Annotated in this window: 23 protein-coding genes; 10 read left to right on the top strand and 13 right to left on the bottom strand. The window is 67.9% G+C overall.

Annotation, left to right across the window (positions count from 1 at the left end; translation table 11 throughout):
• Positions 1–7: 7 nt before the first annotated feature.
• Positions 8–1,201, top strand: coding sequence for a class I SAM-dependent methyltransferase (locus tag BMX32_RS05375; RefSeq protein ID WP_089975386.1), 1,194 nt, complete (start codon positions 8–10; stop codon positions 1,199–1,201).
• Here the strand turns inward: BMX32_RS05375 and BMX32_RS05370 are convergent.
• From BMX32_RS05370 to BMX32_RS05360, 3 genes are all read right to left on the bottom strand, one after another.
• Positions 1,198–2,427 (bottom strand): multifunctional CCA addition/repair protein, encoded by a 1,230-nt coding sequence (locus BMX32_RS05370; protein WP_089975384.1) that lies wholly within the window; start codon positions 2,425–2,427, stop codon positions 1,198–1,200. The genes BMX32_RS05375 and BMX32_RS05370 overlap by 4 nt on opposite strands.
• Positions 2,428–2,435: 8 nt before the next feature.
• A complete protein-coding gene (locus BMX32_RS05365) occupies positions 2,436–3,374 on the bottom strand; it encodes a complex I NDUFA9 subunit family protein (protein WP_089975382.1) in 939 nt (312 codons plus the stop codon).
• A 67-nt stretch (positions 3,375–3,441) separates the two neighbouring features.
• Positions 3,442–5,544 carry a transglycosylase SLT domain-containing protein gene (locus tag BMX32_RS05360; protein WP_244511417.1) on the bottom strand — a complete coding sequence of 701 codons (2,103 nt, stop codon included), beginning with the start codon at positions 5,542–5,544 and terminating at the stop codon, positions 3,442–3,444.
• Positions 5,545–5,692: 148 nt separating this feature from the next.
• Between BMX32_RS05360 and BMX32_RS05355 the strand changes: the two genes are divergently transcribed.
• Positions 5,693–7,330: a glycoside hydrolase family 17 protein gene (locus BMX32_RS05355; RefSeq protein ID WP_089975379.1), complete on the top strand. Its 1,638-nt coding sequence runs from the start codon at positions 5,693–5,695 to the stop codon at positions 7,328–7,330.
• Between the two features lie 4 nt (positions 7,331–7,334).
• Here the strand turns inward: BMX32_RS05355 and BMX32_RS05350 are convergent, their stop codons facing one another.
• The 5 genes from BMX32_RS05350 to BMX32_RS05330 all read right to left on the bottom strand — a co-directional run bounded on the left by BMX32_RS05350 (position 7,335) and on the right by BMX32_RS05330 (position 11,085).
• A complete protein-coding gene (locus BMX32_RS05350; RefSeq protein ID WP_089975377.1) occupies positions 7,335–7,727 on the bottom strand; it encodes a hypothetical protein in 393 nt (130 codons plus the stop codon).
• A 7-nt stretch (positions 7,728–7,734) separates the two neighbouring features.
• Positions 7,735–8,550, bottom strand: a complete 816-nt coding sequence (locus BMX32_RS05345; RefSeq protein WP_089975375.1) for an endonuclease/exonuclease/phosphatase family protein — start codon at positions 8,548–8,550, stop codon at positions 7,735–7,737.
• An 84-nt stretch (positions 8,551–8,634) separates the two neighbouring features.
• Positions 8,635–9,285 (bottom strand): thiol:disulfide interchange protein DsbA/DsbL, encoded by a 651-nt coding sequence (locus tag BMX32_RS05340; protein ID WP_089975372.1) that lies wholly within the window; start codon positions 9,283–9,285, stop codon positions 8,635–8,637.
• 29 nt (positions 9,286–9,314) lie between these two features.
• Positions 9,315–10,196, bottom strand: coding sequence for a thiol:disulfide interchange protein DsbA/DsbL (locus tag BMX32_RS05335; RefSeq protein ID WP_244511415.1), 882 nt, complete (start codon positions 10,194–10,196; stop codon positions 9,315–9,317).
• 79 nt (positions 10,197–10,275) lie between these two features.
• The gene (locus BMX32_RS05330; RefSeq protein WP_170843565.1) at positions 10,276–11,085 is read right to left on the bottom strand and encodes a c-type cytochrome; all 810 of its coding nucleotides are present in this window, start codon (positions 11,083–11,085) and stop codon (positions 10,276–10,278) included.
• A gap of 172 nt (positions 11,086–11,257) precedes the next feature.
• On the opposite strand from BMX32_RS05330, the gene yihA reads away from it, so the two are divergent.
• Positions 11,258–11,902 carry a ribosome biogenesis GTP-binding protein YihA/YsxC gene (yihA, locus tag BMX32_RS05325; RefSeq protein WP_089975367.1) on the top strand — a complete coding sequence of 215 codons (645 nt, stop codon included), beginning with the start codon at positions 11,258–11,260 and terminating at the stop codon, positions 11,900–11,902.
• 81 nt (positions 11,903–11,983) lie between these two features.
• Here the strand turns inward: yihA and BMX32_RS05320 are convergent, their stop codons facing one another.
• On the bottom strand, positions 11,984–12,472 hold the full coding sequence (locus tag BMX32_RS05320) for a GAF domain-containing protein (RefSeq protein WP_089975365.1): 489 nt from the start codon (positions 12,470–12,472) through the stop codon (positions 11,984–11,986).
• 70 nt (positions 12,473–12,542) lie between these two features.
• Here BMX32_RS05320 and bioD point away from each other — a divergent pair, with 70 nt between their 5' ends.
• The 3 genes from bioD (at position 12,543) to dcp (ending at position 15,848) form a co-directional block, all read left to right on the top strand.
• Positions 12,543–13,214 (top strand): dethiobiotin synthase, encoded by a 672-nt coding sequence (gene bioD / locus BMX32_RS05315; RefSeq protein WP_089975363.1) that lies wholly within the window; start codon positions 12,543–12,545, stop codon positions 13,212–13,214.
• A 36-nt stretch (positions 13,215–13,250) separates the two neighbouring features.
• On the top strand, positions 13,251–13,586 hold the full coding sequence (locus BMX32_RS05310; protein WP_089975360.1) for a hypothetical protein: 336 nt from the start codon (positions 13,251–13,253) through the stop codon (positions 13,584–13,586).
• A gap of 84 nt (positions 13,587–13,670) precedes the next feature.
• Positions 13,671–15,848: a peptidyl-dipeptidase Dcp gene (gene dcp, locus BMX32_RS05305; protein WP_089975357.1), complete on the top strand. Its 2,178-nt coding sequence runs from the start codon at positions 13,671–13,673 to the stop codon at positions 15,846–15,848.
• Between the two features lie 46 nt (positions 15,849–15,894).
• On the opposite strand, the gene BMX32_RS05300 is transcribed toward dcp, so the two are convergent.
• The 4 genes from BMX32_RS05300 to putA form a co-directional block, all read right to left on the bottom strand.
• On the bottom strand, positions 15,895–16,863 hold the full coding sequence (locus BMX32_RS05300; protein WP_089975353.1) for a hypothetical protein: 969 nt from the start codon (positions 16,861–16,863) through the stop codon (positions 15,895–15,897).
• Between the two features lie 177 nt (positions 16,864–17,040).
• Positions 17,041–17,607 (bottom strand): hypothetical protein, encoded by a 567-nt coding sequence (locus tag BMX32_RS05295; protein ID WP_089975350.1) that lies wholly within the window; start codon positions 17,605–17,607, stop codon positions 17,041–17,043.
• 127 nt (positions 17,608–17,734) lie between these two features.
• Positions 17,735–18,247, bottom strand: a complete 513-nt coding sequence (locus BMX32_RS05290) for a hypothetical protein (protein WP_089975347.1) — start codon at positions 18,245–18,247, stop codon at positions 17,735–17,737.
• 156 nt (positions 18,248–18,403) lie between these two features.
• Entirely contained in the window at positions 18,404–21,556 is a 3,153-nt protein-coding gene (gene putA, locus BMX32_RS05285; protein WP_244511413.1) for a bifunctional proline dehydrogenase/L-glutamate gamma-semialdehyde dehydrogenase PutA, read from the bottom strand.
• A gap of 182 nt (positions 21,557–21,738) precedes the next feature.
• Between putA and BMX32_RS05280 the strand changes: the two genes are divergently transcribed.
• Genes BMX32_RS05280 through BMX32_RS19000 form a run of 4 tightly spaced genes read left to right on the top strand, consistent with a single transcriptional unit; the run spans position 21,739 to position 24,912 of the window.
• Positions 21,739–22,233, top strand: coding sequence for a DUF2244 domain-containing protein (locus tag BMX32_RS05280; protein ID WP_170843564.1), 495 nt, complete (start codon positions 21,739–21,741; stop codon positions 22,231–22,233).
• 12 nt (positions 22,234–22,245) lie between these two features.
• Complete coding sequence (gene coxB, locus BMX32_RS05275) at positions 22,246–23,145, top strand: cytochrome c oxidase subunit II (protein ID WP_089975343.1); 900 nt, start codon at positions 22,246–22,248, stop codon at positions 23,143–23,145.
• Positions 23,146–23,172: 27 nt separating this feature from the next.
• The gene (ctaD, locus tag BMX32_RS05270) at positions 23,173–24,783 is read left to right on the top strand and encodes a cytochrome c oxidase subunit I (RefSeq protein WP_089975341.1); all 1,611 of its coding nucleotides are present in this window, start codon (positions 23,173–23,175) and stop codon (positions 24,781–24,783) included.
• 3 nt (positions 24,784–24,786) lie between these two features.
• On the top strand, positions 24,787–24,912 hold the full coding sequence (locus tag BMX32_RS19000) for a hypothetical protein (protein WP_280140819.1): 126 nt from the start codon (positions 24,787–24,789) through the stop codon (positions 24,910–24,912).
• The last annotated feature ends 14 nt before the right edge of the window (positions 24,913–24,926 follow it).

Raw genomic sequence — 24,926 nt, 5'->3', positions numbered from 1 at the left:
CCGACGCATGAATGCCAGACTGCCCGAACCCGGCGCCGACGAACGCGCCCACTCCGACCACCTCGCGGACCTGATCCGCGAGGAGATCGCCTCCCACGGTCCCATGCCGTTCTCCCGCTTCATGGAGCGCTGCCTGTATACGCCAGGCCTCGGCTACTACAGCGCCGGCAAGGCCAAGTTCGGCGAGGAGGGCGATTTCATCACCGCGCCGGAGCTCGGCACGTTGTTCGCCCGCTGCGTCGTTCGCGCGCTCGAGCCGGTGCTCGAGTCGTTGGGTCCCGAGGCCGATTTCATGGAGATCGGCGGCGGCAGCGGTGCCTTCGCGGAAGCGGCGCTGCTGGCGCTGGACGCCGCAGGGCAGCTGCCGCGGCGTTACATGATCCTCGAGCCCAGCGCGGACCTGCGCGAGCGTCAGCGCGAGCGCCTGCACGCGACCCTGCCGGCCGGCGTGTTCGCGCGCGCCGTGTGGCTCGACGGTCCGCCGGAGGATGACTGGGACGGCGTGCTGTTCGCCAACGAAGTCATCGACGCCTTGCCGACCACCCGTTTCAGCATGCGCGACGGCGAGGTCTACGAAGAACACGTCGTGCTCGACGGCGACCGACGCTTCGTGCGCAGCGATCGCCCCGCGGATGCGTTGGTAGGCGGCGCGGTACGCCACGTCGAACGCGATCTGGGCCGGGACTTCGAAGGCGGCTACCGCAGCGACATCCTTCCGCAACTGCCGTACTGGATCCAGGCGGTGGCCGGCAGCCTGCGCCGTGGCGCGATGCTGTTCGCCGACTACGGGTATACGCGTTCCGAGTTCTACCTCCCCGAACGCAACGACGGCACGCTGAGGGCGTTCTATCGCCACCGCGCGCATGGCGATGCGTATTACCTGCCGGGGCTGCAGGACCTCACGGCGTCCGTGGACTTCACGGCGCTCGCGGAGGCCGGCAACAGCGCGGGCTTCGGCGTGGCGGCATACATGCCGCAGGCGCAGTTCCTGATCGCCGCCGGTCTGCAGGCATGCTTCGAAGACGACTACCTTGCGCTCACCGACGAAGCGGCGCGCTATCGTCTGTCGCAGGAAGTGAAGAAGCTCACCATGCCCGACCAGATGGGCGAGCGTTTCCAGGTGATGCTCTTCGCCAAGGGCATCGACGCCGCGGCGCTGCCGGAAGGCGTGATGGCGGCCGACCAGGGCTCGCGCCTCTAAGGCGCGGGCTTCGGTACGCCGGCGATCGCCGTCGCCTGGGCCTTCTTCATGGCCTCGCCGATCGCCGGACCCTGCAGTCCCTGCGCGACGAACGGCTGCGAGGTGATCGACGCGGCGGCGGTGCGGCAGGCGCGGAGGAAATCGGCCTGCGGATAGTCCGCCTGCGCGCTGCCGAGGCGTCCGCGCTTGTCGGCCATGCACGCGAGCAGGAACGTTTCCAGACGCTCGGGTCGACGCAGTGCGCCGAGCGCGTCGAGCAGCCGCAGGATCGTCGTCGGTCTGAGCTCCAGCGCCATGTGCGCGTTGAGATGGTGCTTGCAGACCATCTCCGCCATGAACGCATACTCGACCGGCACCTTCAGGCGTGCGGAGATCGCCCGCACGGGTTCGATGCCGCGTTGTTCGTGCATGATGTGCCGCGGCAGCACGTCGGCCGGTGTCAGTGCCTTGCCGAGGTCGTGCGTGAACGCGCACCAGCCCACCAGCGAGTCGCCGGGCGCGAGCGCCGCGGCGGCGTCGAGCACGAGTTCCTCGTGGATGCCGGTATCCACCTCGGGATGGTACTCCGGGCGTTGCGGCACGCCGTAGAGCGCGTCGACCTCGGGAAACAGCACGCGCAGGGCGCCGCTGTCGCGCAGCACGCGCAGGAAGGCCGACGGCATCGGTTCGGCCAGCGCCTTGCGCGTCTCCGTCCAGACACGCTCAGGCACGAGATGATCCACCTCGCCGTCGTCGACCATCCGCCGCATCAGCGCCATCGTTTCGTCGGCGACGCGAAAGCCCAGCGGGGCATAGCGCGCGGCGAACCGCGCCACGCGCAGGAGGCGCACGGGGTCTTCCGCGAACGCGTCGGAGACATGCCGGAGCACGCGCGCCTCGATGTCGCCCACGCCGCCGAATGGATCGACGAGCGTGCCGTCCTCGCGCTGCGCGATGGCGTTGATGGTGAGGTCGCGGCGCTCGAGGTCCTGTTCGACGGTCACCGACGGATCGGCGTGGAACGCGAAGCCGTGATAGCCGCGACCGGTCTTGCGTTCCGTGCGCGCGAGCGCGTACTCCTCTTTGGTGTCGCCATGGAGGAAGACGGGAAAATCCTTGCCGACGGCGCGGTAACCCTGCGCCAGCATGTCCTCGGGCGTGGCGCCCACGACGACCCAGTCGCGATCGACGACGGGGCGGCCGAGCAGTTGGTCGCGGACGGCGCCGCCGACGAGATAGATGTCCATGATCGGGGTCAGTGTCGTCGGCGGCTACGCGCTTCGTCGAGGCGCCGGTGGCGGACGGGCTGGCCGAGCAGGCGCGGAAGCCAGTCGCTCAGCCGTTGCGGATGGATGCCCAGCTGCGCGAGACCATCGGACTGGCCGACCGCATCGACGAGCAGGGAGCGGAAATTGTCCGGCGAGAACGGCTTGCCCGGAACGAACTGCGCAACGGACGCCTGCAGGCGGCCGAGCGCGTCGGGCATCGGCAGTATCACGCGGTGCCGGCCGCGCGCATCGCGAATCGCGCGCACGAGGTCGATCAGCGTCCACGTCTCGGGGCCGTACAGCTCATAGGTGCGCAGTACCGTCGACGCATCGTTCACCCCGCGTGCGATCGCTTCGACGACGTCGCCCACGTAGACGGGCGCCATCTTCGCCTGCGGCCGCGGCAGCGGCATGACCGGCGCGATGCGCAGCAGGCTGTCGAAGCGCGTGACCAGTCCGTCGCCGGGGCCGAAGATCGTGCTCGGTTCGTAGATCGTCCAGTCGAGCGTGGAGGACCGCACGAGCGCTTCGGCCTCCCCGCGCGAGCGCAGGTAGCCCGAGGTGCCCTTGCCGGCATTCAGCGAGCTCATCATGTGCAGCCGGTGCACGCCCGCGGCGCGGCACGCGTCGATCACGAGGCGGGTCAGTCCCACGTGGACGCGCTCGAACGTATTGCGACCGCTCTCGTTGAGGATGCCGACCATCTGGATGACCGCGTCCGCGCCGGCGATATGGCGATGGAGCGTGGCGGGATCGTAGACATCGGCGCTGGCGATCGCGACGTTGCGCCCCACGCCGCGCTGGCGGTGGGCTTCGCGGTTGCGCGAGAGGAGCAGCACGTGGTGGCCGTCGGCGGTGAGCCGAGGCACCAGGCGGCTTCCGACGAAGCCGGTACCGCCGAGGATGACGATGCGTTGGACGTTCATGAGCGAATTCCCGCGGGGCGTTCGACCCGGCCAGCGTAGGCCGCTTGTCTGTCGAAAGCCACGCGGATCAACGCTGGGGTTCCTGGGCGGCGGGGGCCGAGGTCGCTTCCGCCGGCGCGGGCTCGAGAACGGCCGGTGCCGACGGCGGCGCCGGCGTCGCCACGGCGGGCGCGGGGCAGGAGACCGGCTTGCGCACCGCGCCCGGCGCCGGGAGGGCATAGGCGCTGCCGAAGGAGGTCATGCGGGATGCGATGGGCAGGGCATTGCCGTTGAGGCGCCAGTCGTAGATCACGGCGAACGCCATCACGCGCGCGACGTACTCGCGCGTCTCCTTGTAGGGAATGCTGGCGACGAACAGGTCCGGTTCGAGCGTCCCACGTGCGCCGACCCACTGGTCGACCTTGTTCGGCCCGGCGTTGTAGGCGGCGCTCGCGAGCCACGGCGCGCCGTTGTAGCGGGCGGCCATCTGCGCGAGGTAACGCGTGCCGAGCACGATGTTGGTGGTCGGCTCGTAGAGGCTCTCGCCGCCGGCCCACGCGAGGCCGTTGCGTTGCGCGACGAGGGCCGCGGTCGACGGCAGCAGCTGCATGAGGCCACGCGCGTCCGCGCCCGAGCGCGCGTCGCTCATCCATGCGCTTTCCGCGCGGATGATCGCGTAGGCCCAGGGCGCCTCGATGCCGGCCTGGCTCGCCTGCTCCACCACGCCGTCCTGGCGGGCGAGCGGGAAGCGCTGTTCGTAGAGGCGCAGGGCTTCGCCCGACGACAGGCCGAAGACGGCCCGGTCGTACCAGCCCTTGCGGAAGGCCAGGTCGGCGGCGAGGCGCTGCGTATCGGCGTCGCGTCCCGCGAGCGCCGCGCTCCACTCGCGCCGCGCTAGCTTCTGCAGGCCCACGGCGTACAGCTCGAACGCACGGTCGAGGCCCGGATCGGAAAGCAGCGCGGCTTCGCGGGTCTCGTCGGTCGCCATGCCGACGGGACAGATGGCGTACGAGGTGTCGACGCGGTCGGCCGCGAGGAAGCCGAAATAGGTCGCTTCCTGCGCGACGGACCGGTACATCGCCGTCGCCTCGGTCTGCTTGCCGAGCTTCGCGAGAACCAGCGCACGGAAGTAACGCCACTCGCCATCGTCCTTCTGCGACGGCGCGAGGGCGTCGAGCGCCGTCATGGCGGCGGCCCAGTCCTGCCGTGCGAGGGCCACGCGCACGCGCCATTCGCGCGTCGCGTCCGTCTGCGCGCCCGGCGGAAGGGTGGCGAGGCGCTGGAGCGCCGAATCGTCGAAATCGGTGGCATGGAACAGGGCGAGCGCGTTTTCGATGGCGCCTTTCTGCTGCTCGGTAAGGCGGAAGCGCGGTTCGAGGTTGCGCCATGCTGTATCGGCGGCGGTCGACTGCTTGCGCGCCATGCGCTGCAACGCGAGCGTCACCGCCTGCCGGTGGCGCGGCGTGTCCGGCCAGGACGCCGCACCCGCGAGCGCGGCACCCGGATCGTTCAGCGCCTGCCCGATCCGCTGCGCGGCGATCGCATCCTCGGGCGGCAGCCACGGTGCGAGCGACGACACCGTGCCGCCCTTGCCCGCGTCCGCGGCGATCTGGATCCGCGACCACAAACGGTCCGGCGTCAGCAGGCCCTGGTCGTGCGCGGCCGCGATCACGGGATCGCACGCGTTCGGCAGGCTCGCCTTCTTCCACAGGTCCGCGAGATCGCGCTCGAACACGAGCGGCTCGTTGCGCGACAGGCGGCCCTGCAAGGCGAAACAACTCAACGAATCGCCGAGTCCCGGCTGGTACATGGCCGCGAACGTGGTCCAGTCCTTGCGGCGGGCCAGTTCGCCGAGGAAGTCGCGGCGCAGATCGGCCGCCGGGATCAGGCCGGGATAGCGCGCGAGATAGGCGTCCACGCGGGCGCGGTCGAGGGTTCGCAGGTCGTGCTCGAGCGACGCCGCTTCGAGGTAAGGGAAAAGAACATAGCCTTCGAGCCCCGTCGCCTGCGCCCGCCATGCGTCGCCGCCCTGCTGCGCGCTCGCGTAGGCCTGGCGGAACCGAAGGCGCTCCGCGTCCGTGCCGCCCGCTACCGCCGTGGTCGCCATGCCGAGGCCGAAAGCGACGAGCGCGAGGGCCGCGAGCATGCGCATGGGACGAGCGGCACGGCGCAGGGCCGGGAATGGGGTCATCGGAAGTTCCTTCGCGGGGGCATACCTGCCGGATTGTAAGGGAACTGCGCGCGCAGGCCCGATGAACGGCCGCGTCCACGGGAATCGCTCTCTCGCACGCGGCCCGTTAAGCTTGTGCCCGCTCGCCTCTGTATTCGACTGGAACGGCATGTCGCCCCAAACCTCCTACGCGCGGTTCGCGCGACCGCTCGCATGGATTTCCCTCGTGCTCGCCGCCGTCTTCGGCGCGGGCTACTGGGCCATGCTGGGGCGGCCCGTCGATCTGCCGGATTCGCCCACGGCGAAAATCGCCTGCGTGTCGTACGCGCCGTATCGGCTCAAGGGCGAGACGCCGTTCGATCCGCATGCGGTCATCTCGCCGGAACGGATCGACGCCGACCTGAAGGCGCTGTCCACGCGCTTCGACTGCGTGCGCACGTACTCGATGGGACAGGGCCTCGGCGCGGTGCCGGACATCGCGGGCCGCTACGGCATGAAGGTGCTGATGGGCATCTGGCTCGGCCGCGACACCGTGGCGAACGAGCGCGAGATCGCGCTGGGCCTCGACGCCGCGCGTCGCGACCGTGCCAGCATCCGCGGCATCGTCGTCGGCAACGAAGTGCTCCTGCGTGGCGAGCTGTCCGAGAAGGCGCTCGCCGATGCCATCCAGCGAGTCAACGCGGCCACCGATGTGCCCGTGACTTATGCGGACGTCTGGGAGTTCTGGCAGCGGCACCCGCAGCTGGTCCATGCCGTCGACTACGTGACGATTCACATCCTGCCGTACTGGGAAGACGAACCCGTCGCGCCGGAAAAGGCGGTGCAGCACGTGGCCGACGTGTATCGCCGCATGAAGGCGGAGTTTCCCGGCAAGCAGGTGATGATCGGCGAGACCGGCTGGCCCAGCGAAGGGCGCACGCGGCGGGACGCGAGCGCAAGCCTGGTCAACGAGGCCCGCTATCTTCGCGAGTTCCTCAACTACGCCGCCACCGTCGACATGCCCTATAACGTGATCGAAGCCTTCGACCAGCCGTGGAAACGCGACCTCGAAGGCACGGTCGGCGGCTACTGGGGCATCTTCGACGTGAACGCCGAGCCGAAGTTCGCGATGACGGGGCCGGTGGTCGAGGAGCCTCGCTGGACGGAAGGGCTCGTCGCCGGCGGCGTCGGCGCACTCGTGTTCCTCGTCGGCGGCGCGATCCGTCGGCGCTGGCGGGGCGCGACGGGCTGGGGCGCGCTGGCGCTCGCGGGTTTCGCCAGCGGCACCGCACTGGCCGCGCATGCGCGCCTGCTGACTTTTTCCTGCCGTAACCTCACGGAATGGACCATCGGCATCGCGATCGGCGCGTGCGCGCTGGTGACCGCGTTCGTGCTCGCCCGTGCCATCGCCGCCCGGCTGGCGGCGCCGGTGAATCCCGCGGCCGTCGCGCCGCGCCCCGTCGAACGTCGTCTGTGGGGCATCGCCTGGACGGACGCGTTCACGCCGCAGCGCTTCTTCTGGATGTTCGTGCTCACGTTGTACGGCCTGCTGATGGTCTTCAACGGCCGCTATCGCGACTTCCCCATCGGGCTGTTCGCCATGCCCTGCATCGGTTTCTTCGTGCTCGCGCTGCTGCGTTCGCGCGAGGGTCTGGCGAAACCGATCGTCGAGGAGCGCCTGCTCTCGCTGTCGCTGGTGGTGCTCGCCGCCGCGGTGGTGGTGCAGGAGACCGGCGTCAACGCGGTGTCGTGGGGCTGGCTGCTGCTGAACCTCGCACTGGCGCTGCCGGTGCTGGGAGCGTGGTGGAAGACATCGCCGGAACGGTGACCGGCTACAGCCCCGTCAGTCGGGCGGTCGCGGGCCGGATGCGGTCGTACTGCACGCGCACCAGTCGCAACGCGCCGAGCAGGAGCGCGAAGGCGCCGCCTTCGTAGCAGTACAACTGAAGGGCGACGACGCCGAGCGACGTCGCCACCACGGCCGCGAACGTGCTGCGCCAGAACAGCGCGACGAACGCGGCCAGCACGGCGGCGTAGCCGTAGCCATAGCTCAGGAAGCCCTGCACGACGAGCGTTCGCACGCCGCACCACCATGGCGCGTTCGCCCCTTCGCATGCGTAGGCGAGCTGCGGCGGTTCGATGAAACCGTAACGCACCCACGTCGCCACGACGGCGACCACGATGACGATGACCCAGGGCAGGGCGGGGCGGAGGCGGGAAGGCATGCGTGCGTCAGTCCGATAGGGGCGCGCCGGCTGCCTGCGCCAAGGCGATGGGCAGGCGGATCTGGGCGGCGATGGGCAGATGATCGGAGAACGCGCGGGGCAATGTCCACGTCCGCTCGAGCGAGATATCGGCGGAGGTGAGGATGTGATCGAGCGCACGCCGTGGTTTCCAGCTGGGGAACGTCGGCGTGGATGTCCTCGGCGGCTGCAGCGCGGTCTTCGCGAACAGATGGCGCATTTCCGCGCTGACCGGCTCGGTGTTCAGGTCACCCATCAGCACCGCGTGCGGATAGGGCGCGAGGAGTTCGGCGATGAAGCCGAGCTGCCCCATGCGTGCGGCCGCGCCCAGCGACAGATGGGCGATGACCACCACGAGCGCGTCGCTGCCGTGGCCGAAGCGGACGAACAGCGCGCCGCGCCCCTTGATGCGGCCCGGCAACGGGTAGTCGATGACTTCGGTGGGCTCGATGCGGCTCAGCAGGCCATTGGCGGAGTGCGCCACGCGCGCCATCGGCCGGTTCGGCTGATGGCTCCAGTACGGCATGCCCGCCGCCTCGGCGATGTAACGCGTCTGGTTGAGGAAACCGGAACGCAGGCTGCCGGCATCGGCCTCCTGCAGACCGACCACGTCGAATTCATGCAGGAGCTCGGCCAGCGAATCGAGGTTGGCCAGCTTCGCGCGACCGGGCAACACCGCGTTGACGCTGCGGGTGAAGTAGTCGCTGTAGCGCTGCACGCTGGCGCCCGCGAGGATGTTGCAGCTCAGCAGGCGCAAGGTGCACTGCGCGGCGGCGGACGAAGGATTCGGCGAGGCGGGACTCATGGGTGTCGCGTCTTTACTCGACTGGCCGTGAGGGCCAGAGGATGCCCTCCGCGATGTGAACGGAGGGCATCGGTGGGGAAGGGCTTATTTGTTGCCCTTCAGTTCCTTGTCGGTCAGGTACTTCGCGACGCCGTTGAGCTCGTCGAAGTTCTTGATCTGGTTGCTGCGGTACTTGCCGTTGACGACGATCGTGGGCGTGCCGTCGATGCCCCAGCCCTGGATCAGCTTCGTGTCTTCGAGGATGCGTTTCTTCACCGCATCGCTCTTCGCCGCGGCGATGAACTTCGCGGGATCGACCGCGTAGTTCGCCTTGTACCAGTCGGCGAGTTCTTCGATCGTGCGCAGCGGGTAGTGATCGATGTGGATCGCCTTGAACAGCGCCGCGTGCGATGCAGGAGCGACCTTCAGCGCCCTGGCGGCATAGTAGGCCTGCGCGTACGGCAGCCATGCATCGTTGAAGGCGGCCGGGACGGCGTGGAACACGACGCCCTTCGGAAGCTCCTTCTGCAGCTTCTCGGCGTACTCCTCGTAGTGCGCGCAATGCACGCAGCCGTAGGAGAAGACTTCGACCACTTCCACCTTGCCGTCCTTCGAATCGAGGCGGGCCGGGGTGGTGGTGGCGACGTACTGCTGGCCATCCGTGTAGGTGGCGGCAGAGGCGTCGTCGGCAGGGCGGGCGCTGCAGGCGGCGGTCAGGGCCAGGCCGACGAACAGGATGGAAAGACGCTTGAACATGGAAATCTCCGTTGGGGGTCGAAGCGCGGTCACTTGCCCGCGGCTTCCTTGCTGACGAGCCACTGCACCAGCTCGACGGACTGCGGGTAGCCGCCGGCGCTGCCCGGCGTGAGGCGATACTTGCCATTCACGACGATCGTCGGCGTGCTATCGACCTCGTAGGCCCGGATCAGTTCATCGGCGCGCTTCATCTTCGTGTTGATCGTGAACGAGTTCGCGGTGGCGACGAATTCCTCCGGCTTGATGCCGGCCTTCGCGTAGAACTTCGCCACGTCGTCGATCGTCGGCCAGGCGGACTGCGCCTTCGGCTTGCCGGCCGCCTGGTCCATGATGCCGAGCTCGCCGCTCTTGAAGACGGCGTCGAACATCGCGTCGTGGGTCTTGCGGTCCACGCCGAGGGCCTGCGCCGTCAGGTACGCGCGCTGCAGGAGCGGCCAGTTCTCGTCCGGACGGAACGAGGCGGGCGTGTAGGTCATCACCGCGCCCTTCGGCAGGCTCTTCGCGAGCTCGTCGACCACGCCGTGGTACTGGAAGCACGCCGGGCAGCCGTACGAGAACACCTCGGTCACTTCGATCCTGCCGGGCGAGCTGGTCGGCTGCGCCGGGTCGATGCGGAAATAGTTCTTGCCCTCGACCCACTTGCCGTCGTCCACGAACGGTTTCGGGTCCGGGCGACCCGCGTCGTCGGCGTCGGCGGACGGTGCCGCGGCAGGGGCCGCGGCCGTGGCGTCGGTCGGCGCAGGCGCGCTGGTGGGGGCGGCGGGTGCGGTGGTCGCGGTCGCCGGCGCCGCAGATGTGGCGGCCGGCGCCGCGGTCGACGCCGCGGGCGGCGTGGTCGACGCGGTGTCGTTGTTGCCGGAGCCGCAGGCGGCGAGGCCGATCAGGGCGGCGCAGAGGAGGGGAAGGCGCATACGCATCGGGGGTCCTTTTCTAACCTTCTTAAACAAGAACGGGCCCGAAGGCCCGTTCGATCTTCACACTTTAACGCCATCAGGGCGTCGCGGGTGCGGCGGCCTGGGTCGGTTCGTTCGTGTGCAGGCCTTCCAGATAGCTGGCGACGGCGGCGATGTCCTTGTCGTTCAGCTTCTGCGCGATCGTGATCATGATCTTCGTATGGGAGGCGTCGCTGGTCGCGCCGTCCTCGTGCCACGCCTTCAGGCGGGCCTCGACGTACTTCGCGTGCTGGCCGCCGAGCTGCGGGTAACGCGCACCGGGGTTGCCGCGTCCGTCCGGGCCGTGGCACGCCATGCAGGCCGGCACGCCGCGAGCGACGTCGCCCTGGCGGTAGAGCGTCTCGCCGTCCTTGACCAGCGCCTGATCGGCCACGCCCGGGAGCGACGCCTTGCTGGCGAAGTAGGCGCCGATGTCGTGCATGTCCTGCTCGGACAGCGGCGAGGCGAAGCCCATCATGATCGGGTTGTTGCGCTTACCCGACTTGAAGTCGGCGAGCTGCGCGGCGATGTATTGCTCGCTCTGGCCGGCGAGGCGAGGATTGGCCGGGTCGGTGGAATTGCCGTCCATGCCGTGGCAGGCGCCGCAGACGGCGGCCTTGCCCTGCCCGGCGGTGGCATCGCCCGGTTTCAGTGCGGCGGTCGCGCCGGCGGGCGCGGGCGTGGTGGCGGCCTCCGCCTTGGGCATGCCCGGGGTGGCCGGGTCGGTCGCCGGATTGGCGCCGGCCTTCGCGGCGGTGGACGCCGGTGCCGGCGCGGTGGCCGGCTTGGCGGGAGAAGCGGTCTGGGCTGTAGCTACGTGCATGACGAGCAACGCGGTGATGGCAGCGACGGCGTGCCGAAACTTCATGAGTCTCTCCAAAAGGGGAATCGTCCAGGACCGGGCGCGCTCCCTGCCGCGCCTCAATCAATCGATTATGGGGGGCGTTGGAGAGCCCGGTCAAACCATCCCGCACGCGGCCCGGCCGTGGAATCGCATACACTGCCGGGCCTTCGATTCCCATCGCCCGACGGCTTTCTCCATGTCCTCCAATCCGCTCAACGGCGCCCGCTTCGTGCTGGCCGCGAACGAGATCACCCAGCTGCCGTACGACCAGGGTGCGGAAGTCGCCTTCGCCGGCCGGTCGAACGCGGGCAAGTCGAGCGCGCTCAATGCGCTCACGGGGCACAACGCGCTCGCCCGCACGTCGAAGACGCCGGGACGCACGCAGTTGATGGTGGTGTTCGACCTGCCGCCGCTGAAGGTGGAAGGCGCGGCGCCGCTCGACACGCGCCTCGTCGATCTGCCGGGCTACGGCTACGCGAAAGTGCCCGAGGCGATGCGCAAGCACTGGCGCGGCGAGATCGACGCGTACCTGAAAATGCGCCGCAGCCTGCGCGGCATCGTGCTGATCGTCGACATCCGCCATGAGCTGAAGGACTTCGACCGCACGATGCTGGAGTTCTGCGCCGCCACGGACCTGCCGTGCCACGTGCTGATGACCAAGGCGGACAAGATTTCGCGGGGTCAGGCCTCGGCGGCGCTGGAAGCCCTGCGCAAGGATTTCCGTGCGAACAACGTGCCGGGTACCGCGCAGATCTTCTCGTCGCTGGCGAAGACGGGCGTGGAAGATGCGCGGGCGCGCGTGATGGAACTGCTGCAGACCCCGCGATCGCACGAGCTCTGATCGCGCACTACGGTGGGAGCCAGCCTGCTGGCGAAGGGTGCTTGCCGCGAGCACCCATCGCCAGCAGGCTGGCTTCCGCCGTCAGACCAGCGTCTTCATGAAAACCGCGCAGAGCGCCTCCATGCCCTTGCGGTCCTCGTCGTCGAAACGGCCCACGCTCGGGCTGTCGACGTCCCACACGCCGTAGAGGCTGCCATCGGCCTTCACCAGCGGTACCACGATCTCGGCGTTGGATGCGGCGTCGCAGGCGATGTGCCCGGCGAACGCGTTGACGTCCCGCACCACCTGCGTTTCGCGCGTGGCGGCGGCCGTGCCGCATACGCCGCGGCCGATGGCGATGCGGATGCACGCCGGCTTGCCCTGGAACGGTCCCACGACCAGCTCCGTGCCGTCGAAGAGATAGAACCCCGCCCAGTTCAGGTCCGGCACCACGTCGTAGACGAGCGCGGCGAAGTTCGCGGCGTTGGCGACAGGGTTGGATTCGCCATGCATCAGGCCCTCGGCCTGCTGCACGAGTTCGGCGTAGAGGGCAGCCTTGTCGTCGGTGGCGATGGCCTTGGCTTCGTACATGTCGGTTCCGGTGTGTCGGGGCGTTGGGCCGTGTATGGTGCCACGTCCCCGCGGAGGCAAGGTTCCCACGATGTCGCGACACCTTTTCGTGGCCGGTACCGATACCGGCATCGGCAAGACCCACGGCGCCCAGGCCCTGATCCACGCGCTGCGCCGGAACGGCGGGCGCGTCGCCGGCATGAAACCCGTCGCCAGTGGATCGGAGGCGACGGCGGACGGCCTGCGCAACGAGGACGCCCTGGCGTTGCAGGCCGCCAGTGCGCCGCGCCCGCCATACGATCGGGTCAATCCCATCGCGCTGGCGGAAGCCGTGGCGCCTCACCTGGCCGCCGCGCGCGCCGGCGTCGCGATCGACTGGCCACCCCTCGACGCGGCGTTCGACCGGCTTCGCCAGGATTACGACCGCGTGGTCGTCGAGGGTGTCGGCGGCTGGCTCGTGCCCCTGGGCGGGAACCTGTCCGCCGAGCAGATACCGGCGCGCTGGGGGCTCGACGTCGTGCTGGTCGTCGGAATGCGACTGGGCTGTATCAGCCACGCGCGGCTGACCGCCCGAGCCATCGAGGCCGATGGCTGCCGTTTCGCCGGCTGGATCGCCAACGTGGTGGATCCCTCGATGCCGCTGCTCGACGAAAACATCGCGACGCTGCGCGCGTGCCTTTCCGCGCCCTGCCTCGGCGTGCTGCCCCATGGCGTGACGCCCGCCGACGCGGCGGGCGTCCTCGACGTCGGCGCGCTCGACTGACGGCCCCTTCACGGACGCGCGATTAACTAGATCACCATGACCACCTACTTTCTTTCCGTCAAAGACATGAGCAAGGCGAAGGGCCCGGATCCGGAGCTCTCGTTCGAAGGCATCGGCCCCGACAAGCTGGCATCGGACATCGCGGCCGCGATGTCCGGCGACGCGCTCTTCCAGCGCTGGCGCGCCAAGCAACCCGAGCCCGACGAGGTCGATCCGTCGCTCGGCGTGACGGATGGCTCCGCGAGCGCGACGGGCGAGCTCTCGAACGACCGCACCGACATCAGGCTCACCACGTCGCTGCCCATGCGCATCGTCAAGCACCGGCTCAATCTCCTGATCGGCAACAGCTGGGAGCTGCGCGACACCCGCTGAGGCGGCCAATCCTTCCTTGGCGGTTGTCCGGGGCGTGCCGCCACGGCTAGAGTCGGGGCCTTTCACCCCACGGACAGCCCCTCCATGCCGAAGGTACGTACGCTCGTGATCGCCACCTCGATCGCCCTCACCGCCGCCTGCTCCTCATCCAACGACGCGGACAAGACGGTGCCGGCAGCCGGCGCCAGCGCACCGGCCGCGCCGTCCAGCGCGGCGCCGGCCGCGCGCGAGAACCCGCTTCTCACCGCGAGCACGTTGCCGTTCCACGCGCCCGCCTTCGACAAGATCACCGATGCCGACTACCAGCCCGCGATCGAAGAAGGCATGAAGCAGCAGATCGCCGAAATCGAGGCGATCGCGAACGCACCCGAGGAACCCACCTTCGAGAACACCATCGTCGCGATGGAGAAGTCGGGCGTGCTCCTGAAGCGCTCCCGGGCGGTCTTCGACACACTGACCGGCGCGTACACGAACGATGCGCTGCAGAAGGCGGACGAAGCGCTGGCGCCGGAACTCGCCGCGCACGACGATGCGATCTATCTCAACGACAAGCTGTTCAAGCGTGTCGAGGCGCTCTACGAAAAGCGCGCGTCCCTCCATCTCGATCCGGAATCGGCGCGCCTGCTCGAAGTGAAATACGACAGGTTCGTGCACCAGGGCGCGAAGCTTTCCGACGCCGACAAGACGAAGCTGAAAGAGCTGAACAAGGAAGAATCGACGCTCACCAAGAAGTTCACCCAGCAGCTGCTGGCCGCCACCACCGCCGCCGCGCTCGTGGTCGACGACCGCAAGGCGCTCGACGGCATGTCGGAAAGCGACGTGGCCGCGGCCGCCGTCGCCGCGAAGGATCGGGGCGCCGAAGGCAAGTTCGCCATTCCGCTGCAGAACACCACGCAGCAGCCGGCGCTGCAGTCGATGAACGACCGCGCCACGCGCGAGAAGCTGTTCAAGGCGTCCTGGGATCGCGCCGAGCACGGCGACGCGAACGACACGCGCGCACTCATCGTCAGGATCGTCCAGGTGCGCGCCGATCGCGCGAAGATCCTGGGCTTCCCCAACTATGCCGCATGGAAGCTCGACGATCAGATGGCGAAGACGCCCGAAGCCGCCGAGAAGTTCATGGAGCGCCTCGCGCCGGCCGCGGTCGCGCGCGCGAAGAACGAATCGGCCGATATCCAGAAGGTGATCGATCAGGAGAACGGCGGCTTCCAGGTACAGGCCTGGGACTGGGACCACTACGCGGAGAAGGTGCGCAAGGCGAAATACGATCTCGACGAAGCGCAGGTGCGTCCGTACTTCGAGCTCGACAACGTCTTGCAGAACGGCGTGTTCTACGCCGCGAACCAGTTGTACGGCCTCACGTTCAAGGAGCGCAAGGACATCCCGGTGTGGCAGCCGGATGTCCGCGTGTTCGAGGTGTTCGACAAGGACGGCAGCTCGATGGCGCTGTTCTACGCCGACTTCTTCAAGCGCGACAACAAGAACGGCGGCGCGTGGATGAGCAACATCGTCGACCAGTCGAAGCTGTTCGGTGACAAGCCGGTGGTCTATAACGTCACCAACTTCACCAGGCCCGCCGCGGGCCAGCCGGCGCTGCTGACGTTCGACGACGTCACCACGATGTTCCACGAGTTCGGCCATGCGCTGCACGGCATGTTCGCCGATTCGCAGTACCCGTCGTTGTCCGGCGCGAACACCGCGCGCGACTTCGTGGAGTTCCCGTCGCAGTTCAACGAGCAGTGGGCGACCGATCCGAAGGTGTTCGCCAACTACGCGAAGCATTACCAGACGAAAGAAGCCATGCCGGCGGAGCTGGTGGCGAAGATCAAGAAGGCGGGCAGCTTCAATCAGGGTTACGCGATGAGCGAACTGATTTCGGCGGCACTGCTCGACATGCGCTGGCACATGCTCGCGCCGGCGGACGCGAAGCAGGATGTCGATGCGTTCGAGACGAAGGCACTGAAGGACGCCGGCTTCACGCTGGCGCAGGTGCCGCCGCGTTACCGCTCCAGCTACTTCCAGCACATCTGGGGTAGCGAGTACGCCGCGGGCTACTACGCCTACCTGTGGACGCAGATGCTGGATTCCGACGCGTTCGAGTGGTTCCGGGAGCACGGCGGCCTGACCCGCGAGAATGGCCAGATCTTCCGCGACAAGATTCTTTCGCGTGGCAACACGGAAGACCTCGGCAAGCTCTACCGCGATTTCCGCGGCAAGGATCCGAGCATCGAGCCGATGCTGAAGGATCGCGGCCTGAAGTGAGCCATCGAAACGGTGTGGAGGATCGCTCCTCCACGCCGTTCGTCGATCACTGCCCCTCGCAGGAGCCCGCCGGCGTCGAGCGCAATTCGATCTTGCGGATCGCCAGGTTCCCGCCCGTCCAGCGCAGCGCCTGCAGCTCGGTTCCGAGCGGCGCCTTGAAGCAGGCACGCGTGTCGCCGCGACGGACATGCGTGGTGTGGATGGGGTAGATGTGACCGCCGCCTGCGACGTCCGACGCGGAGAATTCCAGATCGGCATCCGATGTCGCTGGCGCGGCGAGCGTCACCTCGATGGCGTCGCGACGGCCCTTGAAGACGAACGATACGTCGTTGCCCGTCGCGAGCCGGCTGCCGAGCATCGGCGTGCCGCTCGTCGGCTCGCGGCCCACGAAGAGGTTCGCCGTCGGCGTGACGATCGCATCGTCGGTCTCGCCATGGCCGGACATCGCGCCCTGCGGAAGCAGCGCGGGATCGATCACGTAGCCGTCGCCGGCTTCCGTGGTATCGATCGTGACGTTGTCGACGTACGCGCCGTGGCCAAGCGTGAGTGCGACGTTCTCGATTCGCGCACCGTCGTCGCCATGCAGGCGGACGCGCACGCGCTGCTCCATCGCGCGATGGTCGATGGCGACGATCTGGCGGCGCTCCTCGCGTCCGTTCAGCACGCTTGCCAGCGCCGTGTACGGCGCGGCGGAAGCCGGAAGCACCAGCGTGAACGCAACCGACGGCTGGGGCCTGGTGAAGAACAGCTTGAGGGACGCCGTCGAGCCATCGTCGACGGCGCCCACGGCGATGCCCGAGGCGAGTTCGTCAGGATCCTTCACCGCCTTGATCGCAGCGGTGGTTCCGTCCTGCGTGGAGACGGTGATGCCGTCGACCCGAAGGCGCTCGCCGGGCTGGATGAGCCCCGGTGCCGCCTGGTCGAAGGTCTGGAGCGTTTCGGTCGCGAAGGCATGGACCGGGAAAAGAGCGGCTGCGAGGACTGACAAGAGCGGGAATGCGCGGGTGTGCTGCATGAATCATTCCTCCCTGGAATGCGGTGATGCCGAATTGGCCGCGCGCATCCTATCAGCGTGTTCCTACGCGATATATGGGAGTTTTCTCAATGACGCGACACGGCAACCGTGAGTCGCCGTGTGCGCGATGGCCTGCGATGCATCCGGAGACGACGGATGAAAGGCGTGCGTCATCCATCAGGGCATGAGCTCGATGCTCGATATCTGCAGCATGCCCCCGCGCCATGCGATGCCCTGCAGTTCGTACAGCGGCTCCGCATGGAATTCGAGCGTCGTCCAGAGGCTTCCCGACGCGTCGTTGCGGTTGCTTCGCGGTCGCTGGATGTTCACCGTCTGCACTTCCTGGAAGAGGCAGTTGAGAAACCCGAGATGCACGTCGCCCGTGTCGCAGAGGGTCCGCACCTTGCAGCGGACGCGCCCGTACGCGTAGCGGAAGATCAGCCTGCAATCGTTCTCGCTGCGATAGCACCCCGTGAGCACGTTGCCGTCGTCGGACTGCTCGATGATCGCGTCGCGATCGCCGGTCACGACGATGAGGTGCTCGAGCGCCTGGATATCCCCGGCGCGGATCAGGCCGAGCTGATCGTCGGCGAAGGTCTGCTCGACGGCTTCGGGACCGAGATCGCGCCGGCCGTGGAGCAGTTCGCGGACCTGCGGATGTTCCCATCCGCGATTCCGGCCGCGCGACGCGGCGACCGTCTTGCGTGGCAGGGCGCGCGGCACCTTCGCTGGTACACGCGTCACCGGTAGTGGCGTCCTCACTAGGTAGTCCCTCCGTGGCGATGGGCGCCATGTCCGTCGGCGCCGTCACAGCAGAACAACGCGCGGACGGCCACGCAATAGGCCTTAAGTTGTAGGCGCGCCTCGTCCGCTACCGCATCCCGACGTTGTCGAGGTAGGCGCCGTCGCGCAGCAAGACCGTGATCTGGCGGATCGGTCTGCCTTGCGGTGTGCCCAGAGCGATGTGCTGGCGGAGCCCCGTCGCACTGTGCCTCAGGCCGAGCGCCGACGCGTGCTCGTCGCCCTCGGCATAGGTCAGCACGACCGTTTCCGGTGAGGGCGTGGCGATCGTCGGCGGAAGGACGACGTCGATGTCTACACGCTGCCACGGCGACGCGAACGTCAGGACGACCGTGGACGACGGTTCGCCGTGGGGCATGCCGAGCACCATGCCCGAGGCGATGTCGTCGACAATGGGAGCGGCGCGTATCGCCGCGCTACGACCGCCGAAAGGCACCTCGATGCGGAATCGGTCGAGCTCCAGCGGTTGTCCGATGCCGATCGTTACCGGAGGAAGGTGGTCGAAGCATTCGACGGCGGTCTGTGCGATGGGCGCGGTCGGGGCGAACGCGCCGACGATGGCGATGAAGGCGTGACGGTGCATGTCGTGCTGCTCCCTGGGGGTGGCTATGGAGCCGCCCAGTCTGCCCGGCGCGCGACGCGACGAAGGCACAGATGCGGCACGCGCCGTGCAGGAGCCGTTGACAAAAAAAGCCGCCTTCCTCGCGGAAGGCGGCTTTCATTTCCATCGCGACGGGCGTTATTCGCCGATCGTCAGCAGCGACGCGTTGCCGCCCGCGGCCGTCGTATTGATGGTGAGCGTGCGCTCGCCGGCGAAGCGGAGCAGGTAGTGCGGGCCACCGGCCTTCGGACCGGTACCCGAGAGACCTTCGCCGCCGAACGGCTGCACGCCGACCACCGCGCCGATCTGGTTGCGGTTGACGTAGCAGTTACCGACGCGCGCACGCGTCTGGATGAACTCGATCGTGTCGTCGATGCGGCTGTGGATGCCCAGCGTCAGGCCGAAACCGGTGGCGTTGATCTGGTCGACCACCTTCTCGAGCTCCGAGCCCTTCCAGCGGATGACGTGCAGCACGGGGCCGAAGATCTCGCGCGTGAGCGCGGCCAGCGAAGGGATCTCGTAAGCGCGCGGCGCGAAGAACGTGCCGTGGGCGACCGTGTCGGGCACCGGAACTTCCGCGATCTTCGTCGCTTCGCGATCCATGCGGGCGACGTGGTCGACGAGGATCTTGCGGGCGTCTTCGTCGATCACCGGGCCGACGTCGGTCGACAGCAGGCCGGGGTCGCCGACCTTGAGCTCGGCCATCGCGCCGGCGAGCATCGAGATCACCTTGTCGGCGATGTCTTCCTGCACGAACAGCACGCGCGCGGCGGAGCAACGCTGGCCGGCCGACTGGAACGCCGAGGCGATGACGTCCTTCACGATCTGCTCGGGCAGCGCCGACGAGTCGGCGATCATCGCGTTCTGGCCGCCCGTTTCGGCGACGAGCGCGGCGATCGGGGCGTTGCGCGCGGCGAGGGCGCGGTTGATCGCCCAGGCCGTCTCGGTGGAGCCCGTAAAGGCCACGCCGGCCACGCGCGGATCGCGCGTGAGCGCGGCGCCGACGGTCGCGCCGTCGCCCGGCAGGAACTGCAGCACGTCGGTCGGCACGCCGGCGGCGTGCAGCAGCTTCACCGCGACGAACCCGACGAGCGAGGTCTGCTCCGCAGGCTTCGCGATCACCGCGTTGCCGGCGGCGAGCGCCGCGGCGACCTGGCCCAGGAAGATCGCGAGCGGGAAGTTCCACGGGCTGATGCAGACGAACACGCCACGGCCGTTGAGGAAGAGCTGGTTGCTCTCGCCGGTGGGACCCGGAAGCTGCTCGGGCTGCCCGAAGAGGCGGCGCGCCATGGTGGCGTAGTAACGGAGGAAGTCGGCCGCTTCGCGGATCTCGGCGATGGCATCCGGCAGGCTCTTGCCAGCCTCGCGCACGCACAGCGCGATGAATTCCGCGCGGTTGTGCTCGAGCTGCTCGGCGGCGTGCTCCAGGATCGCGGCGCGGCTGGCGGCCGGCAGGCGGTCCCAGCCCGGCTGCGCCTTCGTGGCGGCGGCGAGCGCGGTGTCGACGAGCGCCGGATCGGCGTTCTCGACCGTGCCGATGATGCGACGGCGGTCCGACGGGTCGGTGACCTCGGACTTCGTGCCGCCGGTGCTGGTGCCGGCGACGAGCGGCGTGGCGTTCCACGGACCGCTGTGACGGTTCACGGCGTCGGCGAGCTCGTTGAGCTCGTTGTCGTTAGCGAAGTTCATGCCCATGGAGTTCTTCCGGAGTTCGCCGTAGAGATTGACCGGCAGGGGGATACGGGGGTGGGGAATGGAGGCGAAGGCGCGCACGATCTCGCAGGGATCGGCGACGAGGTCGCGCACCGGCACCGTCTCGTCGACGACGCGGTTGACGAAGCTCGTGTTGGCACCGTTCTCGAGCAGGCGGCGGACGAGGTACGGCAGCAGGTCTTCGTGGCTGCCCACCGGCGCGTAGACGCGGCAGGGCACGTTGAGCTTGTCCTTGCCGATGACCTCCGCGTAGAGGTCGGCGCCCATGCCGTGCAGGCGCTGGTTCTCGTACGCACGGCCCTGCGCGATGTGATGGATCGCGGCGATGGTATGCGCGTTGTGCGTGGCGAACTGCGGGTACACCGCGTCGGCGCCGGCGGCGAACAGACGGCGGGCGCAAGCGAGGTAAGACACGTCGGTGTTCGGCTTGCGCGTATAAACGGGGTAGCCGGCCAGGCCGCCTTCCTGCGAACGCTTGATCTCGGCGTCCCAGTAGGCGCCCTTCACCAGGCGCACGAACCAGCGGCGACCGGTGGCGCGGGCCTTCTCGGTCACCCAGTCGATGACGAACGGCGCGCGCTTCTGGTACGCCTGGATCACGATGCCGAGGCCGTTCCAGCCTTCGAGCGACGGGTGCTCGAAGACGTCGCCGATGATGTCGAGTGACAGCTCGAGGCGATCCGTCTCCTCGGCGTCGACCGAGAGGGCGATGCCGTTCCGGAACGCCAGCTGCGACAGTTCGAGCAGCTTCGCGCCGAGTTCCGCGCGTGCGCGGGCGCGGTTGGCGACCTCGTAGCGCGGATGCAGCGCCGAGAGCTTGACCGAGATCGACGGGGCCTCGAGGTTGTTCGGGAACGGGCCGCGGGCGCCGAGCGCGTTGATCGCGTCGCGATAGTCCTGCTGGTAGCGCTCCGCGGTGGCCTGCGTGAGCGCCGACTCGCCGAGCATGTCGTAAGAGTAGCGGTAGACCGCGTGTTCCTTCTCGGCGGAACGATCGAGGGCTTCCTTGATCGTGCGGCCCATCACGAACTGGTGGCCCATGATGCGCATGGCCTGGCGCACGGCGAGGCGCACCACCGGCTCGCCGGCGCGACCCACCAGGCGGCGCAGGCCGGAGGTGAAGTCGTGGCGGGTTTCCTCGGCGAGGTTCACCAGGTGGCCGGTGAGCATCAGGCCCCAGGTGGAGGCGTTGACGAACAGCGACTCGCTCTGCCCCAGGTGTTTCTTCCAGTTGGCGTCGCCGAGCTTGTCGCGGATCAGCTTGTCGGCGGTGGATTTGTCGGGGATGCGCAGCAGGGCTTCCGCCACGCACATCAGCAGCACGCCTTCCTCGGACGAGAGGTCGTACTGGCGCATGAACGACTCGACGGCGCTCTGGTCCTTCGCCCGCGCGCGAACGCGCGTCACCAGGCCGGCGGCGACGTCGATGACGTGCTCGCGCTCGGTCGGGGGCAGGGTGGCCTGCGCCAGCAGGTCGTTCACGGCCTCGGTTTCGTCGCGCAGCCAGGCGGCCGTGATGCGCGCACGCGCCGGCTCGACGCCGGTCGGAAGTTCGGGACGAAGAATGGTCGGGTTCACTGGGGACGTGTAGGGCCGGGGGAGACCGCCCATTGTAAGGTCTGGCGGGGTTTCGTGTGTCGTCGTCCCGCCGGCCCGGCGGGTCAGCGTTTCCCGGGTGCGACAAAGCGCCGCCTTCCAACCTTGCTGCATCTTAAATAGCGCCCTATCATCCCGAAGGTTCCAGGCACGCGTAGGCTCCCATGTTCGTGCTTCGACCGACCGTCGCGGGTCACCCGCGCGTGTTGTGGCTCCGGCCCAACCGTGCGCTGGACAAGCGCGGTCTGCGTCGGACGATCATCGGCCTCGCGGCGATAGCCCTGGCGACGGCGTCGCTCGGTGCGTGGCAGGGAAACGTGTTCGCTCCCCTGTTCGCCCTGATCGAAGCCTTCGCCGTGGGGTTCGCGCTTGGCGCGGCCTGGCGGGCCGGCGGCAGGGGTGAGCGCATCGCGATCGGTCCGGATACGCTGGAGGTTCGTGCCATGCCGGGTCGCCGGACGGTCCGTTTCCAGACGTACTGGGTACGGGTCGGGCTGAAACAGGGGAATGGGCGCCAGCGCCTGTTGCTCGCGTCGCATGGCAACGAGCTCGAAATCGGCGCCTTCCTTGGGGAAGAGGAGCGGGCCGAGGTGTCAAGGAAACTCATGGTGCTGCTGTCCGAAGTCTCTGAAGACGGCCGCGCAGGTAGGTTCAACTAAGGTGCAAGACACATGACATCTGGCGGCATCGGACGATCGGTATCTGCGTGGGCGGCACTCGCCTTCGCGCTGTTCGGAGGGACGGCCTGGGCCAACCCGGAACCGAACCAGCTGAACATGACCAAGGGCGCCGCCGAATGGTCCCCTTACGCCATGCACATGGTGGCGTTGTGGGTCTGCGTGGTCATCGGCATCGTCGTGTTCGGCGCGATGTTCATCGCCATGTTCCGCTTCCGCAAGTCGCGCGGCGCCGTCGCCGAAAAGTGGTCGCACAGCACCAAGCTCGAAGTGGTGTGGACGGTCCTCCCCGTCATCATCCTCATTTTCCTGGCCCACCTCGCCACGGGTGGCCTCACGTCGTTCGCCGATACCACCAAATCCGAGATGACCATCAAGGTCACCGGCTTCCAGTGGAAATGGCGCTACGACTACGTCGACTACAAGGGCAAGAGCGTCGACCAGGTCGGCTTCATGTCGAAGCTGGAAGAAACCTCCGATCGCACGCGCCAGCTGAAGTCCAACCTCGACCCGGACAAGATCAAGGTCGACGGCTACAACACCTACCTGCTCGACGTCGACAAGCCGCTGGTGGTGCCCGTGGGCACCAAGATCCGCTTCGTCATCGTCGGCGGCGACGTCATCCACTCGTGGTGGGTGCCGGCGCTGGGCTGGAAGATGGATGCGATCCCGGGCATCGTCAATTCGGCCTGGACGAACATCAAGGAGCCCGGTGTCTACCGTGGCCAGTGCGCCGAGCTCTGCGGCCAGGACCACGGCTTCATGCCGATCGTGGTCAAGGCCGTCCCGAAGGCCGAATTCGAACAGTGGCTGGCGACGCAGGAAGACGAGGCCAAGATCCAGAAGGCCGCGCAGACCGCCCAGACCGTCCCCGCCCAGGCCCCCCAGGGCTAATCCAAGTTAAGGTAGAGGTGCAAGGCCATGGCGCACGCAGCCACCCACGACCACGATCACCACGGAGCTCCCAAGGGGTTCTTCCAGCGATGGGTGATGTCCACGAATCACAAGGACATCGGCACGCTGTACCTGATCTTCTCGCTGACGATGTTCTTCATCGGCGGCGCCTTCGCGATGGTCATCCGCGCGGAGTTGTTCAAGCCGGGCATGCAGCTCGTGCAGCCGTATTTCTTCAATGAAATGACGACGATGCACGCGCTGGTGATGATCTTCGGCGCCATCATGCCGTCGTTCGTCGGCCTGGCGAACTGGATGATCCCGCTCATGGTCGGCGCGCCCGACATGGCGCTGCCGCGCATGAACAACCTGTCGTTCTGGATCATGCCGTTCGCGTTCATCCTGCTGCTCTCGACGCTGTTCATGCCGGGCGGCGGCCCCGCCGGCGGCTGGACGATGTACCCGCCGCTGTCGCTGCAGGGCGAATCGATCGCGTACACGATCTTCGCGGTCCACCTGATGGGTATCAGCTCCATCATGGGCGCCATCAACATCATCGCCACCATCCTCAACATGCGCGCCCCGGGCATGGACCTGCTGAAGATGCCGGTGTTCGTGTGGAGCTGGCTGATCACGGCGTTCCTGCTGATCGCGGTGATGCCGGTGCTCGCCGGCGCGGTCACGATGCTGCTGACCGACAAGTACTTCCACACCAACTTCTTCAACGCCGCCGGCGGCGGCGATCCGGTGCTGTTCCAGCACATCTTCTGGTTCTTCGGGCATCCCGAGGTCTACATCATGATCCTGCCCGCGTTCGGGATCATCTCGGAGATCATCCCCACCTTCGCCCGCAAGCCGATCTTCGGCTACCGCGCGATGGTGTTCGCGATCGCCTCGATCGCGTTCCTCTCGTTCATCGTCTGGGCGCACCACATGTTCGCCGTGGGCCTGCCGATGGGCGCCGAGATCTTCTTCATGTACGCCACGATGCTGATCGCCGTGCCCACGGGCGTGAAGGTGTTCAACTGGGTGTCCACGATGTGGGGCGGCTCGATGACCTTCGAGACGCCGATGCTGTTCTCGATCGCGTTCGTGATCCTCTTCACCATCGGCGGCTTCTCGGGCCTGATGCTCGCGCTCGCGCCGGCGGACTTCCAGTACCACGACACGTACTTCGTGGTCGCCCACTTCCACTACGTGCTGGTGACCGGCGCCGCGTTCTCGATCATGGCCGCCGCGTACTACTGGCTGCCGAAGTGGTCGGGCAACATGTACAGCGAGACGTGGGGCAAGATCCACTTCTGGTCGAGCGTCATCTCGGTCAACGTGCTGTTCTTCCCGCAGCACTTCCTCGGCCTGGCCGGCATGCCGCGACGCATCCCCGACTACAACGTGGCCTTCGCCAACTTCAACATGATCAGCTCGATCGGCGGCTTCTGGTTCGGCGCCTCGCAGCTGATCTTCCTGGGCGTGGTGATCCACTGCGTGTTCTTCTCGAAGAAGAAGGCCGCCGATCGCTCGTGGGAAGGTGCCAAGGGTCTCGAGTGGACGGTGCCGTCGCCGGCGCCCTTCCATACGTTCGACGTGCCGCCCGTCATCCACGACGACGAGCTCGCCCACGGCAACACGGAACACTGACCGATGCAGGGCACGACGGACGCCGACATCGAGGCGCGCCGCCGGCGCGCCCGCCGCACCGCGCTGATCGCGGGCGGCTTCGCGTTGGCGGTGTTCCTGCTCTCGATCGTGCAGATGCTGAAGGTCTGACCGGCTAAACCAAG

This window comes from Luteibacter sp. UNCMF331Sha3.1, assembly GCF_900109915.1.
In the GTDB taxonomy this organism is placed as follows: domain Bacteria; phylum Pseudomonadota; class Gammaproteobacteria; order Xanthomonadales; family Rhodanobacteraceae; genus Luteibacter.
Note: the sequence above shows the minus strand (reverse complement) of the source record. Positions and strands in the feature narration are given on the sequence as shown.

What these genes read in the sequence shown, in the direction of transcription:
- BMX32_RS05375 (WP_089975386.1), top strand. Translation starts at nt 8, where the DNA reads ATGAATGCCAGACTGCCCGAACCCGGCGCCGACGAACGCGCCCACTCC.
- BMX32_RS05370 (WP_089975384.1), bottom strand. Translation starts at nt 2,427, where the DNA reads ATGGACATCTATCTCGTCGGCGGCGCCGTCCGCGACCAACTGCTCGGC.
- BMX32_RS05365 (WP_089975382.1), bottom strand. Translation starts at nt 3,374, where the DNA reads ATGAACGTCCAACGCATCGTCATCCTCGGCGGTACCGGCTTCGTCGGA.
- BMX32_RS05360 (WP_244511417.1), bottom strand. Translation starts at nt 5,544, where the DNA reads ATGACCCCATTCCCGGCCCTGCGCCGTGCCGCTCGTCCCATGCGCATG.
- BMX32_RS05355 (WP_089975379.1), top strand. Translation starts at nt 5,693, where the DNA reads ATGTCGCCCCAAACCTCCTACGCGCGGTTCGCGCGACCGCTCGCATGG.
- BMX32_RS05350 (WP_089975377.1), bottom strand. Translation starts at nt 7,727, where the DNA reads ATGCCTTCCCGCCTCCGCCCCGCCCTGCCCTGGGTCATCGTCATCGTG.
- BMX32_RS05345 (WP_089975375.1), bottom strand. Translation starts at nt 8,550, where the DNA reads ATGAGTCCCGCCTCGCCGAATCCTTCGTCCGCCGCCGCGCAGTGCACC.
- BMX32_RS05340 (WP_089975372.1), bottom strand. Translation starts at nt 9,285, where the DNA reads ATGTTCAAGCGTCTTTCCATCCTGTTCGTCGGCCTGGCCCTGACCGCC.
- BMX32_RS05335 (WP_244511415.1), bottom strand. Translation starts at nt 10,196, where the DNA reads ATGCGCCTTCCCCTCCTCTGCGCCGCCCTGATCGGCCTCGCCGCCTGC.
- BMX32_RS05330 (WP_170843565.1), bottom strand. Translation starts at nt 11,085, where the DNA reads ATGAAGTTTCGGCACGCCGTCGCTGCCATCACCGCGTTGCTCGTCATG.
- yihA (WP_089975367.1), top strand. Translation starts at nt 11,258, where the DNA reads ATGTCCTCCAATCCGCTCAACGGCGCCCGCTTCGTGCTGGCCGCGAAC.
- BMX32_RS05320 (WP_089975365.1), bottom strand. Translation starts at nt 12,472, where the DNA reads ATGTACGAAGCCAAGGCCATCGCCACCGACGACAAGGCTGCCCTCTAC.
- bioD (WP_089975363.1), top strand. Translation starts at nt 12,543, where the DNA reads ATGTCGCGACACCTTTTCGTGGCCGGTACCGATACCGGCATCGGCAAG.
- BMX32_RS05310 (WP_089975360.1), top strand. Translation starts at nt 13,251, where the DNA reads ATGACCACCTACTTTCTTTCCGTCAAAGACATGAGCAAGGCGAAGGGC.
- dcp (WP_089975357.1), top strand. Translation starts at nt 13,671, where the DNA reads ATGCCGAAGGTACGTACGCTCGTGATCGCCACCTCGATCGCCCTCACC.
- BMX32_RS05300 (WP_089975353.1), bottom strand. Translation starts at nt 16,863, where the DNA reads ATGCAGCACACCCGCGCATTCCCGCTCTTGTCAGTCCTCGCAGCCGCT.
- BMX32_RS05290 (WP_089975347.1), bottom strand. Translation starts at nt 18,247, where the DNA reads ATGCACCGTCACGCCTTCATCGCCATCGTCGGCGCGTTCGCCCCGACC.
- BMX32_RS05280 (WP_170843564.1), top strand. Translation starts at nt 21,739, where the DNA reads ATGTTCGTGCTTCGACCGACCGTCGCGGGTCACCCGCGCGTGTTGTGG.
- coxB (WP_089975343.1), top strand. Translation starts at nt 22,246, where the DNA reads ATGACATCTGGCGGCATCGGACGATCGGTATCTGCGTGGGCGGCACTC.
- ctaD (WP_089975341.1), top strand. Translation starts at nt 23,173, where the DNA reads ATGGCGCACGCAGCCACCCACGACCACGATCACCACGGAGCTCCCAAG.
- BMX32_RS19000 (WP_280140819.1), top strand. Translation starts at nt 24,787, where the DNA reads ATGCAGGGCACGACGGACGCCGACATCGAGGCGCGCCGCCGGCGCGCC.